General features: G+C 39.7%; 13 protein-coding genes. 3 read left to right on the top strand and 10 right to left on the bottom strand.

Annotated elements, in window-relative coordinates; translation table 11 throughout:
* Nucleotides 1-14: 14 nt before the first annotated feature.
* From MHB67_RS14915 to MHB67_RS14925, 3 genes are all read right to left on the bottom strand, one after another.
* A complete protein-coding gene (locus MHB67_RS14915) occupies nucleotides 15-1052 on the bottom strand; it encodes an iron ABC transporter permease (protein ID WP_103131581.1) in 1038 nt (345 codons plus the stop codon).
* Nucleotides 1045-2061 (bottom strand): iron ABC transporter permease, encoded by a 1017-nt coding sequence (locus MHB67_RS14920; RefSeq protein ID WP_024423381.1) that lies wholly within the window; start codon nucleotides 2059-2061, stop codon nucleotides 1045-1047. Before MHB67_RS14920 ends, MHB67_RS14915 begins: the two co-directional genes overlap by 8 nt.
* Before the next feature lie 73 nt (nucleotides 2062-2134).
* A complete protein-coding gene (locus MHB67_RS14925; RefSeq protein ID WP_103131582.1) occupies nucleotides 2135-3088 on the bottom strand; it encodes an iron-siderophore ABC transporter substrate-binding protein in 954 nt (317 codons plus the stop codon).
* 242 nt (nucleotides 3089-3330) lie between these two features.
* On the opposite strand from MHB67_RS14925, the gene MHB67_RS14930 reads away from it, so the two are divergent.
* Nucleotides 3331-3636: an LCI fold-containing protein gene (locus MHB67_RS14930; protein ID WP_234107355.1), complete on the top strand. Its 306-nt coding sequence runs from the start codon at nucleotides 3331-3333 to the stop codon at nucleotides 3634-3636.
* Nucleotides 3637-3902: 266 nt separating this feature from the next.
* Here MHB67_RS14930 and psiE read toward each other — a convergent pair whose 3' ends face one another.
* From psiE to MHB67_RS14945, 3 genes are read right to left on the bottom strand one after another with little or no spacing between them, the layout of a single operon-like run.
* Complete coding sequence (psiE, locus tag MHB67_RS14935; RefSeq protein WP_103131584.1) at nucleotides 3903-4331, bottom strand: phosphate-starvation-inducible protein PsiE; 429 nt, start codon at nucleotides 4329-4331, stop codon at nucleotides 3903-3905.
* Between the two features lie 37 nt (nucleotides 4332-4368).
* Nucleotides 4369-5682: a HAMP domain-containing sensor histidine kinase gene (locus MHB67_RS14940; RefSeq protein ID WP_103131585.1), complete on the bottom strand. Its 1314-nt coding sequence runs from the start codon at nucleotides 5680-5682 to the stop codon at nucleotides 4369-4371.
* Nucleotides 5663-6364 (bottom strand): response regulator transcription factor, encoded by a 702-nt coding sequence (locus tag MHB67_RS14945; protein WP_103131586.1) that lies wholly within the window; start codon nucleotides 6362-6364, stop codon nucleotides 5663-5665. Before MHB67_RS14945 ends, MHB67_RS14940 begins: the two co-directional genes overlap by 20 nt.
* A 249-nt stretch (nucleotides 6365-6613) precedes the next feature.
* Here MHB67_RS14945 and MHB67_RS14950 point away from each other — a divergent pair, with 249 nt between their 5' ends.
* Complete coding sequence (locus MHB67_RS14950) at nucleotides 6614-7819, top strand: DUF418 domain-containing protein (RefSeq protein ID WP_103131587.1); 1206 nt, start codon at nucleotides 6614-6616, stop codon at nucleotides 7817-7819.
* An 80-nt stretch (nucleotides 7820-7899) separates the two neighbouring features.
* Here the strand turns inward: MHB67_RS14950 and MHB67_RS14955 are convergent, their stop codons facing one another.
* A complete protein-coding gene (locus tag MHB67_RS14955; protein ID WP_342492603.1) occupies nucleotides 7900-8832 on the bottom strand; it encodes a WYL domain-containing protein in 933 nt (310 codons plus the stop codon).
* Between the two features lie 82 nt (nucleotides 8833-8914).
* Between MHB67_RS14955 and MHB67_RS14960 the strand changes: the two genes are divergently transcribed.
* Nucleotides 8915-9559 (top strand): NAD(P)H-dependent oxidoreductase, encoded by a 645-nt coding sequence (locus MHB67_RS14960; RefSeq protein ID WP_342492604.1) that lies wholly within the window; start codon nucleotides 8915-8917, stop codon nucleotides 9557-9559.
* A 167-nt stretch (nucleotides 9560-9726) separates the two neighbouring features.
* Here MHB67_RS14960 and MHB67_RS14965 read toward each other — a convergent pair whose 3' ends face one another.
* From MHB67_RS14965 to sufB, 3 genes are all read right to left on the bottom strand, one after another.
* Nucleotides 9727-11583 carry an alpha/beta fold hydrolase gene (locus MHB67_RS14965; protein WP_342492605.1) on the bottom strand — a complete coding sequence of 619 codons (1857 nt, stop codon included), beginning with the start codon at nucleotides 11581-11583 and terminating at the stop codon, nucleotides 9727-9729.
* Between the two features lie 60 nt (nucleotides 11584-11643).
* Entirely contained in the window at nucleotides 11644-12210 is a 567-nt protein-coding gene (locus tag MHB67_RS14970) for a TetR/AcrR family transcriptional regulator (RefSeq protein ID WP_342492606.1), read from the bottom strand.
* 218 nt (nucleotides 12211-12428) lie between these two features.
* Nucleotides 12429-13826, bottom strand: coding sequence for a Fe-S cluster assembly protein SufB (gene sufB / locus MHB67_RS14975; RefSeq protein WP_007500362.1), 1398 nt, complete (start codon nucleotides 13824-13826; stop codon nucleotides 12429-12431).
* Between the last annotated feature and the right edge of the window lie 7 nt (nucleotides 13827-13833).

Raw genomic sequence — 13833 nt, forward strand, 5'->3', positions numbered from 1 at the left:
CCCCCATCTTCTGTTTATCGATTGCGCTGTTGATATAACAAATAAATAAAGAACGGTGCACCAATAGCTGCCGTAAATACACCTGCTGGAACATCTAACGGTAGAAATGCGGTTCTAGCCACAAGATCAGCCAGCATCACGAGAATACTTCCAACTAGCGCAGATGCTGGAACAAGCGCTATGAATGAACGTCCAATAATCATCCGTGCAACGTGCGGCGCCATGAGTCCAACAAATTCAATGCCGCCTGCAAATGCGACTGCAACACCAGCCAATGTCACACTCATCAGGAGAAAGAATAATCGTTTCGCCTGCACTTTTACCCCGAGACCTGTTGCAAGATCATCGCCAAGTTCTTTTACATTCATCGTTCTTGCTAACACCATGACAATCGGTAAAATGATCATCACCCAAGGAAGCATCGCAGTGACGTCCTTCATCGTAGAACCATATAAGCTCCCCGTCAGCCAGATGTAAGACTTGGTCGTTGTCATCGTATCACTAAGAACAAGCGTAAACGTCACACAAGCCTTCATAATGGCAGAAATCCCAATTCCCATTAGGACAAGTGTGATCGGCTTGACCCCTTTTTTCCATGAAAGCAAATAGATCAGACACGATACCGCAAAAGCACCTGCAATCGCCCATAAGGATTGATAAGCAATAGGCACAGTGCCCATCCAAAAGACGATGAACATAATCGCACCAAACGAAGCACCACTTGTAATTCCAATGATATCAGGTGATGCCAGCGGGTTGCGGATCAACCCTTGCAAAATAAGCCCTGATACCGCAAGTGCGGATCCAACTAAGACAGCCAGCAGCGTTCGTGGAATCCTCAGTGTATTTAACACAAAGGAATTCCCCTCTCCCTGACCGATTAAATGAAGCAGCACATCGACCGGCTGAATGAACCGGCTTCCCATACTGAGACTGAGAATAAATAAGCCAAAGGCAATGGCCGTCAATAAAAGTAAAATCAAAAACGTCCGCTTTGAAAATTGAAATGAAATGCGCCCGCCTTTAGAACGCACTGTATATGTTTTAGCCACCTGTCTTCAACCCCTTGCGCACGAGATAAACAAATAGAGGCGCTCCTGCTACCGCAGTCATGACACCAATCGGCACTTCCTGCGGCATGATCAGAAAACGAGCCGCCAGATCCGCGGCAAGTAAAAGCGACGCCCCCACAACGGCACAATACGGCAGTACCCAGCGGTGGTCAGGCCCGACGAGCTTTTTCACAATATGCGGCACAAGAAAACCAACAAAACCAATTGAACCAGCAACAGCGACGGAACCACCTGCTAAAAAGACAACGAGTACACCCATCGTGATTTTCAGCAGCAGTGTACGCTGGCCAAGTCCTTTGGCAATATCATCTCCCGACAAAAGAACATTAATAGAACGTCCAAGAAGCAGCGCCACTACAGTCGCACCTAAAATATAAGGCAAAACAGGGATTAACATATCAATGCTTCTTCCAGACACTGACCCAGCCATCCAGAACAAAATGCTTTGAATCGACTGTTCATTCACGATTAAAAGACCTTGTGTAAAAGACGCAAACAGTGCAGATATCGCCGCACCTGCAAGGACTATTTTGACCGGCGTCAATCCATCTCTTCCAATAGAACCCAATAGAAAAACGAGCATCCCTGCAATCGCTGCGCCTAGAAAGGCTGTCCACATATAGCTTGTTAACGACTCTGTTGAAAAGAAAACAATCGAAATCACGATAAAAAATAGTCCACCTGCATTAATTCCTAATAAATCAGGCGCCGCAAGCGGATTTCTCGTCAATGCCTGCATGAGTGCACCTGAAATCGCCAGGCTTGAGCCAACGACTGTTGCAATTAAAGCTCTTGATAATCTGGATGTCATGACAATGACACTGTTTGGATCCGATTCATCAAATTGAAGAAAAGCATGGATGGTGGCTTTGAGGGAAATTGAGGTTTGCCCAAGGGAAATACTGAGCATAAAAAAGACCAACATCAACACAATGAATCCAGCAAAAAGCAGTGCCTTGCTTGAATCCTTTTTTATTAAACTTCTCATCTGATTCCCGCTTTCAATCTGTTATGGAAAAAAGGAGAAAATGGTATATTCACATTTTCTCCTCTGTTACGACTTATTTATCAATTCCTAAACGATCGTAAATATCATCAAGCATCATGTTTGCAGCGATAATACCGCCGCCCATGTTCCAAGTGATTTCATCTACTTTATGCACCTGTTTCGCTTTCACTGCGTCAAGCTGCTTCCATAAAGGATGACTCGTCCACTCTTTATATGCTTTTTCAACCGCTTTATCCTTTTCATCCATAAAGTAATAGATCACATCTGCATCCATTTGCGGAATGCTCTCTTTGTCTGTCAGTGTAATGATGTCTTGCTTTTTATCTTTGACATTCTTAGGTCCTTCAAAGCCTAGCTCTGTTAAAATGGATCCTGCGAAACCAGTTTGATAGATTCTAGCATGATCTGCACGGAAGTTCACCACAGATACACTCATTGGCCAGTTTTTGATGTCTTTTTTCGCTTTTTCTTTGAAATCAGCGACGCGGTCATCCCACTTTGTCAGCAATTCTTTTGATTTGTCTTCCTGGTTTAACGCTTCACCCATCAACTTCACTGTATCTTTAAATGTGAACACAGTTTCAGTTGCAACAGTTGGAGCGATTTCTTTCAGCTGATCAAAAATTTGCTCGTGACGGATTTTCGATGCAATGATCAAATCAGGCTTGAGCTTTTCAATTTCCTCTAAGTTTGGCTGTGTTTCCTGCCCAACAATTTTAACATCCTTTAAGTCATTTCTTAAATATTTATACGTAGGTGCTTCAAGCCATGATTCAACAACACCTACTGGTTTAATGCCCATAGCGACTGCTGCATCCGTTGCTCCTTGGTACAGTGTCACCACACGTTTAGGCGATCCTTGAATTTCAGTTGAACCGATAGCGCTTTCAACGGTTCTTGTTTTCTCTTTACTATCTGACTTGCCGTTACTGCTATTGCTGCCGCAAGCTGCAAGTAAAACGATGGAGAGCACAACTAATAGCGACCAAAAAGATTTCTTGAACATGTACCTCACCTATCCATTCTATATGTAGTCATATCGTTTGATAACGATTCTCATTATCACAATTTGATTTTATCATAGAAAAAGATGGTGTCAATGTAAAATATAAAAATAACAGATGATAATCTCCTAATCACAAAATAACATATTGTGGAAAATATAATTCTTTCGTCTCTTTTTTGACGCTATCTATTTTCCTATAATGAAGTTGTAACAATACAATTTTTGGAAGGGGAATGATCATAATGAATTGGAAAAAAACAATGACTGGTGTCGCTCTTTCTTTTGGGTTACTTCTTTCTTCTTATGTTCCAGCAGCAAATGCTACTTCATCTTCACCAGCAAAAAGTTCAGATGGAGTTGCTCGTACAAGCAATTTCGAGACGCCCTGTCCCGCAGATATCTTACGGAAATTTCGCAACTCAGACAAGCCTTTCTTATGTATGTACTCCGACACAGCTATTTTTGCAAACTCTTTCACAGCATACGGAATGAAATGGTATTTTAAAGGAAGCTCTGGACTCTATGCTTATTATGAGGGTGCTATATAATCGATAAAGTAAAAAACACCGATAAGTGAATGTTGTGATCTTTAGCAGCATTTCATTTATCGGTGTTTCTTTTAGATAGGAATTATTATGTGACTGATATCCCGCAAAAATCTGGCTTGTCTGCTATCTCTTTGAATTAGCAGACAAAGGTGTGTAGGAGAAGGAATTCATGATTTGCTCACTCCATATATCGGACTGATCAAATACAGATAGACCATGCAATTATTTAACGAAAAAGACGAACCTCCATCGTTCGCCCTCTTTCCTTACTTCACTTCCTCATGCTCTTGAGCAGCATTTCGTTTGTTCGCGATAAAGAGTGCACAGGTCATAGCAAGTATGGTCAGCGCCCACCAGAACGTCGATACAGCCTCCTTATGATCGATAATAATCAAACGGATGACGGCCGTGATGCCAATATATATAAAATAGCGAAGCGGAAAATGAAAGTTTGATTTAAAGTACTTAATAATTAAGGCAATAAACTCAAAGTACATAAAGAAGATCAGCAGCTCTCCAAGCATTTCATAATAACTGTCTTCTTTGCTGAGCAAATTCTTGTAGACGAATTGGACAATATACCAAGTTTCACTAATTAAGAGGACGCTTAAAGCAATGGCCAGAAAGAATAGACAAATATTCAGAAGGCCTTGCAAGAGATCCGGAACCTTTTGGAAGTTGTTGAATCGTTTCATTAGATTGTCTCTCCATTCCATGTTATTCATTTGTCAGCTATATTTTAATATGCCAGAAACGCAGCACGATGTAGTAAACGCCGTTCTTTTCCATCCTTTCAAACTGCCCGTGCATGCGGGACATCATTCGTTTTATGCTTCGTTCACCAAGTCCAGTGCTTTCCTGTGTGTCATTTGTCTCGTTTATCGCATTGCTGATATGGATCTCAAAGATTTCTTGGTCGGATAGAAACGTGAGATTGATATCTTTTTTCGGGTCAGCGTATTTCAGTATGTTCGACATCAGATTATCAAACACTCGGCCAAGCTCCTCGACATTCACATTGATATAGCTGTCTGGCAGCTCTCCTAAAAGATGAACCTTAAATGTCTCTTGCTGCAAAATCGCCACCTGATCTGATAAGAGATCGTAAATGACCTCTTTGACTGCAACTGTCTCAAGCTCAGGTTCATGTTCTTTATCAAGTAGAAAATAGGCGAACAGATTATCAGATAGATTTTTCAATTGCAGTGCTTTTTCATAAGCACTTGCTATATATTGATCCTTACGGGTATCCGCTCCAGCCTCCTCTTTTTTCGCAAACTCCAAATTCATCATCAGCGACGTCAGCGGTGTTCTCATATCGTGTGACATTTCAGTAACCAAGCTGCGGCTCTCATCTTGCAGCTCATCAATGGCTTGAAGCTTGTCCAAAAAAGCTTTACGAAGGTCCTCAATACTTTTGGCAATCATCGCTAATTCGTCATGCCCTTTCACCGTCATCTCATAGTCCAGCTCTCCGCCTTCAAGAATATGTATCTCTTGGTGAATCGTTTGCAGGTAGCGCAGACTTTTGCGAATACCGAGAAGAACAATAAGGAGAAAAATAAGCGTAGCTCCGAGCAGCTCGAGTGTAAACGCAAGATCGTGGTAGCGAGATGAATAGAACCCGTCCACCATGACCCGACCTTCACCGTCGCTAAACTGAACAGGAAACGAATGATGCTCGGCGTACTGGGTCATCTTTTCTTTTCCGTACGCCGATTCATCGGCAGCAGAATAAATAGAGTCATATTGCAGCACTTGATCCTTGAAGATGGTCAAATTAATGTAATTCTCTTTTTTCACCCACTCGCCAAACGCTTTTCGATCCGTTGAAGACAGCTCATTCTCAGACACATAGCGGCTGAATTTTTGAATGTACTTGGCTGACTCCTGATCGTAATACTCGTCCGAACTCAAATATCCATCGATCAAATCATTGGTGATCTTTTGCAGCGTCAAAAAGACAATACCACTCACAATTGCAGCCGCCAAAATCAGCAGTGCAAGCTTTTTGGCCAGTGTATATTTACGATGTGGATGTGCCAAATCGATATCCTCTTCCCCATTCAGTTTTGATATATACAGGACGCGCAGGATCATCCTCAATTTTGGCACGCAGCTTTCGAATATGCACCATCACCGTATTGTTGGAACAATAGAAATAAGGCTGTCCCCACACGCTTTCATAAATATTTTGGGCTGAAAAGATTTTGTTTCGCCTGCTCATAAGCAATTTTAACATCCGATATTCTAGATCAGACAGCTTAATTTGCTGGTTTTCTTTCCATACTTCATTAAATTCTTCACTTACCTTCAGTTTGCCCCCAACAAGAAAGGTCTCTTCCTGTTCCTTCTTTTCCTGATAGACAGTATACCTGCGTAATTGTGCAATCACTCTAGCATGAAGCTCCTCTTGTGAAAAAGGTTTTGTCATATAATCATCCCCGCCGGCAAGTAAGCCATCGGTTTTATCGAATGTACTTGATTTGGCTGTTAGAAATAGAATCGGGACATTAGAAGAGGCTCTTATCTGCTGGCACGTTTCGATGCCTGAGAGCCCCGGCATCATCACATCCAAAATCACCAAATCGAGCGAATCGTCCACAAACTTCAATGCTTTTTCGCCATTCATCGCTCTTAGCACCTCATATCCTGCACGTGAAAGGGATTCCTGCAGAAGGTCACCAATATCCTGATCATCTTCTACGACTAATATTCGATGGGTCATGTCTCTCACCTCATGTAATGTGTTGCTCTTTCTTTTATGTCTTTACTATATATCATCTAGCTATGTGAAAAGATACAGCATAAACCTTAACAGTTTATGAATTTGACCATCTGCCATCAATTTGTCACATTTATTTTCAAAAAATTGGATCTTCATAAATTGTTAAGAATTGGGCCGTATATTGATTCATTGTAAGGATCGATGAATTGATCCGAATCACATTATCATAACAAGAAAAGGAGCATGGATATGAATGCAAACAAAGTAGCACAAGGACAACCGATGAGTCTGCGGGAAAGGGTTCATTTCTTGGACATTGTACGAGGGTTCGCCTTAATGGGGATTATTCTAGTCAATTACTTTTTGATCGTGGATTCGGCCAAGGGATTTGACATGCAGTCAAATGATGTCTTTCACAATGTGGTCAATTGGTTTGCCTCGGGGAAATTCATTACACTGTTTTCCTTTCTATTCGGGGTTGGTTTTATGATTTTTATGGATCGAGCTGCTCAGAAGGTGGACAGTCCGAACAAGCTGTTTGCCCGCAGATTAACCATTCTCTTAGGATTTGGCCTTCTGCATTTAACTTTTGTTTGGATTGGTGATATTTTGGCCTATTATGCAGTCGCAGGCTTTTTATTGCTTTTCTTTTACAAACGCACAGCCAAAACCATCCTATACTGGCTCATCACACTCTTTGTAATTCAATTGCTCACACCTATTTTCACGATGCTGTTCAATACCGTCAGTTCAGGATCATCAGGCAAGCCGGACTTTGCTGATTTCGAGCTGACCAGCCACAACAGTCTGACTTATTTAGCATCAATTAGTGATCGGTGGACAGACATGGTCACAATGGCTTCAAGTTCTTTTTCCACCGTCTATTCTATGTTTTTCATGTTTTTACTCGGTGTGTATTTTGTGAAAATGGAGTTTTTCAAAAACATGGAGGCGAAAAAAGCGATTTGGAATCGCATTTGGATCATTTTTGCCATCGCTTTTCTCATCACCCAAGGCAGTACGATCATAGCAGCGGTCAATCCTTTTGAAAATACACTCTGGATGAACATAGCCTCTGCCCTTGAACAAAACGGCGGATTAACAGGCAGTATGTTTTATATGAGTACACTTGCGATGCTGTTTCTTCACGTCCCTCAGCTGCGAGGTGCTTTGATGGTCTTTACCAAAGTCGGACGCATGTCACTGACCTGCTATTTGCTTCACTCCATCATTGGCACAATGCTATTTCTGAAATACGGAGCCGGACTTGCCGATCATCTTCAGCCTGCTGGTACGTTCATGATTGGGCTAGGGGTTTATGTCTTCCTAGTGCTCTTCAGTACACTATGGTTAAAGCGGTTTAAATATGGCCCGATGGAGTTTATCTGGCGTCAGCTGACATATGGAAAGGTCGGCGATAAATCGAAAACAAACACAATGGATGTGGCGAAGTAACTGATAATAGTAGTTAAAAAGAGTTGGAAAAGGCGAACTTTAGTGGTTCGCCTTTTATATAGTATATTAGTTTTTTTGATTCAATACTTGTCAATCACTTCTCGTAATTGATTCAAATAACTTTCTTTCAATTCATCTGGGTATTCAATTTTCACATGTTTCCCAAATGACATCAAATAATGAGTCATATACGATAATTCTTCTTGGTTGTATCCACCGACAATATAAGGGATCTGATCAATGATCTCCAATCTCATATTTGGGTAATGATGCTTTAAAAACTTTTCTTTTCCTTGTTCCGTTAATCGACATTTAAATGAGATATCATGATAAGTTTTTTCATATTCGAGCTGCAGTTCTTTTAATTCTTCCTTTGTAAATGTGTCTCTGATTTCTTCTTCAATCACCATGTCCTTCATAAAGTCACATCTATAGATGCCCCACTTTTTATTTTGAACATCATATGCTTGAGAAAACCAAATGCCATTTCGATAAAACAACTCAAGAAATTGCAGCCTGATCCATTTATTTTCATATTGAGTGTACGTCATCTTCACGATTTGATCTTTCATCATTGCCTGTAAAATCAATTCCAAATGATTTTGTTCACTAACTGGTGCGACATTATAGTAATGAATCACATCCAAAGTCTCCGTAATCATTTGCTTTTTCTCATCAGACATTGTGGCAAACAACTTTTGCCGAATTTGTGAGTAAGATTTTTTAAATGGTGTTGCTGACACCAGGTCTAGAGCTTTAAGAGCGAAAAAAATAGCTTGGACTTCTTCTATATTGAAATAAATAGGAACCAATGGAGATTGATTCACCAGTCGATATCCTCCGTGTCTGCCAGGTTCAACGTAAAAAGCTAAGCCCATGGACTCTAGTTCTTCTATATCTCTTAAAGCCGTCCTTTTAGAAATGCCAAATTCGGATTGTAAGTCCTTTAACTGAAAAGAGTGTTTATCGCTTAAAAAAATAAGTTCTTGGTTTAATCGTTCTGATTTTTTCATTTGTTTTCCCTCTTAAAAAGGTGACTTCTTTTGTCACCTTTATCATTTATACTTAGCTTATCAAAAGAAAAGGAGCATGTACATGCAAACATTAATCATTAACGCGCACCCAGATTTCACTCATCGAGAAAGTTATTCAAACAAACTGCAAACACTATTTTTAAAACAATTTAAAGAAAGGTTTCCTCATGAGGAACCAACCATTTTACATTTACATGAAACTGAAATTCCTCGTATCGAAAAAGAACAGCTGCTAGGAATTTGGGATAAGCAAGCATCCAAACAAGCATTAACGGCTGCCGAGGAAAAAATCGCCGCTGCTTCATCTGCTTTATTGGCTCAATTCAAAGCACATCATCGAATTGTGATCGTGTCACCTGTTCATAATTTCAATGTGACTTCACGAATGAAAGATTATATAGATAATATCTTTATTGCGAGAGAAACGTTCAAATATACAGAAAGTGGTTCTGTTGGTCTGATGACTGACGATTATCGTGTACTTTTACTTCAAGCAAGCGGCTCAATTTTCACAAATAACGATCGATATACACCTCTGGAATTTTCACATCATTACCTAAAAGAAATATTTCAAAACTTGATGGGGTTTCATCAATTTCATATTGTCCGAGCACAAGGAACAGCGATTTTAGAACAAGATGCGATCTTACAATCTGCATCTGATGATATGACGAAAACCTTAGAGGAGTTTTATGCACCTAATTAATTTCTATTTAATCAAAAAGACCCAAAACGAAAAATCGTGCTTTTTTTAATAAAAATCACCTTTTTCGTTTTAGGGTGCTATAAAATCTTTCAGTTGGTGTGCATCGGCGGGATCACAAGCACTGCGATTTCATTTCAATTACGACATACTTTATTTATCCCACATTCTCAACTGCTAGTAAGACTATTTTTTATAACCAAAGCTGCCGTTTCACTCGGATGGCTAAGAGGATAATGATGGCCGTATGGAACAACATCAACCTTACCAAGATGCAACGGAGCAGAATAGCCTTTGTCATACTCCCCCCAAATCATGTGAAGATTATGCTTTGTTGCTTCATTGAAATCACCGTGATCGTTTTTCAATAGTAACTGGTTAAGCTGAACCGTCGTATTTAAAATTCTAGGAGACGTAAAGCTGTTTCTGATTTTTTCAATATAATGTTCAGGGATGCTCTCCACCCTTTCAAACAAACCATTACTTAATAAATAACGCTCTATCATTTTAGGAGTTGCTAATTTTAAAGACCATTTGTTCATCCATTGTGGAACATTTAGCGATTTAGTATTTTTTTTAGCAACAGGCGGCTGAAGTAAAGTAATTGAATACTTCTTCTCTATGTACCCTTGTCCCAATGCTTTCAATAGAATAAACGCACCGAATGAATGGCCAATGAGATGTGCACCATGAGTCGCTTTCTCCAATACCTTTTTCACTACATTCAAATAGATATCTAGAAGATGTTTCTTTCGTTTAAATGGAGAACGCCCCAAACCTGGAAGATCCAAGATCCATACAGGTTGACCCGTTTTTTCATGAAGCTCTTGTGCTAAAGGGAATAAATCCTCTCCATCACTCAATAAACCATGTAATAAAATAAACGGTTTCCCTTCTCCTTGTAATTGGTAAAGGGTGTTGTTATCGCATAATGTTCGCTCAAATACATGATAATGCTCACCATGTTGATTCATCATGCGATAATCCAGATCAGCTACTACGGCAGGGAAAAAGTGCATGACACTCGTCTTCTTAAACCAATCTTCTCCCATCATTTTTTTCACTGAAGCATTTGAAAATGTTCGTTTAGTCATAAAATTGAGTCCATCAGAAGGAATGTTTGTTATTTTGCTTACTCCACTTTTCATCATTGCTTTCATAAATGGCATTGGGACAGAGATTTTTGGTGCCCTCATATTCATACTTTCCGACATCACACTTAATAATTCAGCAATGTTCTGATCATGCTCTTTGTCTTCAACTAGTGTATATGTTTGAATAGCCGGCTGCTCCATCCTGAAAACCTGCACAATAAACTTCGCAAACTCATCGTTTGAAATCAGTGGCAGCCTATATCCTTTACCTCCAGGAATCACTGGCATAAGCCCTCTTCGCATACTTGTTACAAGCAATCCTAATCCTGCTATCTGTTCTGTACTCCCTGTTTTACTACTGCCGACCACAGTTGGCGGATTAATGACAGACAGCGGATAACCTACAGGTGATGCCTGTTGACGGATATAAAGATCTGCTAAAAATTTTGTTCTCTCATATGGATTTTTGATTTTCAAATAATTGTTTCCTTCTTTAAACACATCAATTGCAATCTTGCTATTTTCATCATCAAAGGGACTCATATAACCGACAACATGAATAAAATGCTGCAAGCCCTTCAATTGATGAATATTTTTAGCTAATTCACCAATATATTTGGCGCCATTTAAAAAGACAGAAGCTGCCTCGTTACTTGTCGCTTGAATATCCATGGGGCCTCCTGCATGAATCATCACATCCGTTTTCATTACCCTCTCCTTATCCTCAGCACTTAGACCTAACTCTATTTTCGTCAAATCACCTTCAATAAAGTGCATCACTGATTCTTTTAAAATACCTCTTTCTTGAAAAATGCGTGTCGCTTTACTTTTCGACCTCACTAAAAGAAGAATGTTCACATCCTCTTTCACTAGTTCTTCAACTAATTGCTTTCCAATAAAGCCTGTTCCACCTGTTAAAAATACTGTTTTCATATAAAATCTCCTTTTTAGTAGTACTATTCAGTACTAATTTGATGTAAAAAAAATGCTTCTTTATCGAAGCAAGTTAAATAAATGATCTGCTGTTTTTGTGATGACAGTGGCATCCTTCAATGTTTCTGAAATAAATAACGCTCCTTCAAGATTTGTAATAAAAAGTGATGCCACCTCATCAATCTGAATCGTATCCCTGAATTCCCCGTTCTCTACACCTTGTTTCAGTAATAGAGAAACTTTCTTTTGTAATCCTGTAAAAAATAAACCTATTTTTTCTTTTATTTGCGTGGCCTGTGCAGGACTTTGAATATAAAGAGTAATAAATGGACAGCCTCCCTTATACTCTCTCGACTGAACGCCTTGTGATAATTGCTTTAAAAACATTTGGATACGATCTTCAACTGAAAATTGGGTCTGAGACATTACCTCGTCTATTGCAGCTTGATACATATCAATCCAATAATCAACGACCCCTTCTAATAATTCCTCCTTATTAGAAAAGTGATAATACACATTAGACTTTGATACTTTGCTTACACGTACCAATTCATCCATACTTGTATAAGCAAACCCTTTTTCCAAAAATAATGTTGCAGCTACTTCAAGTACACGTTTTTGATTCATTAATTTTACCTTTGTCATAATTAGAACTATACAGTACTAATTTGAATGTTGCAAGTATTTATGTTCCTGGTTTCTCGAACTAAAGCCATTTGTTAAGGATTCACACTGTATACTACTCCCTATCCATAAAAAAACACAACGCCATGAAGGCTTAATTAACAAGTGGTATCACTCGAAATTAAATGCCTTCAAAAAGCGTTGTGTATCAATATTTTTTATTAACCAATAGAACCTTCCATTTCGAACTTAATCAAACGGTTCATTTCAACTGCGTATTCCATTGGCAGTTCTTTTGTGAATGGCTCGATGAAGCCCATGACGATCATTTCTGTTGCTTCTTCTTCAGAAATTCCGCGGCTCATCAAGTAGAATAGCTGTTCTTCTGATACTTTTGATACTTTTGCTTCGTGCTCTAATGAAATGTTGTCGTTTAAGATTTCATTGTAAGGGATTGTATCAGATGTTGATTTGTTATCCATGATGAGTGTATCACACTCGATGTTTGAGCGTGCACCCTCTGCTTTGCGTCCGAAGTGAACGATTCCGCGGTATGTTACTTTACCGCCTTGTTTCGAAATCGATTTCGATACGATCGTTGAAGATGTGTTTGGTGCAAGGTGAATCATTTTCGCACCTGCATCTTGGTGCTGACCTTTACCTGCTAGGGCAATACTTAATGTCATACCACGAGCGCCTTCACCTTTTAGGATGACCGCTGGGTATTTCATTGTCAGCTTAGAACCGATGTTTCCATCAATCCATTCCATTGTTGCATTCTCTTCACATACTGTACGTTTTGTCACAAGGTTGAAGACGTTGTTTGCCCAGTTTTGAATCGTTGTATAACGGCAGTAGCCGCCTTTTTTGACGATGATTTCAACAACCGCACTGTGAAGAGAGTTTGTTGTGTAAACTGGAGCTGTACAGCCTTCTACGTAATGCACATGTGCGCCTTCGTCAACGATGATCAGTGTACGTTCGAACTGACCCATGTTTTCAGAGTTGATACGGAAGTATGCTTGCAGTGGAGTATCTACTTTTACGCCTTTTGGTACGTAGATAAATGAACCACCAGACCATACAGCCGAGTTAAGCGCAGCAAATTTGTTGTCAGTCGGAGGAATGACTTTTGCCCAGTGCTCACGGAAGATGTCTTCGTTCTCTTTTAATGCGCTGTCTGTATCTTTAAACACAATTCCTAGATCTTCAAGGTCTTGCTTCATGTTGTGATACACAACTTCAGATTCATACTGAGCAGATACACCAGCTAAATATTTTTGCTCTGCTTCTGGGATACCAAGTTTATCAAAGGTTTGTTTGATTTCTTCTGGTACTTCATCCCAAGAACGCTCAGAGCGCTCAGATGGCTTTACGTAGTACGTAATTTCATCAAAGTTTAATGCATTTAAATCTCCGCCCCATTGTGGCATCGGCATGTTGTAAAAGTGCTCAAGAGATTTCAAACGGAAGTCGAGCATCCACTGAGGCTCTTCTTTCATACGAGAAATTTCTTCAACGATCTCTTTTGTCAGTCCGCGCTCTGAACGGAAAATGGAAACGTCTTTATCAGAAAAGCCGTATTTATATTCACCAACATCTGGCATTTTTTTAGCCATCCATTTT

This window comes from Bacillus sp. FSL H8-0516 (genome assembly GCF_038635285.1).
In the GTDB taxonomy this organism is placed as follows: domain Bacteria; phylum Bacillota; class Bacilli; order Bacillales; family Bacillaceae; genus Bacillus; species Bacillus safensis.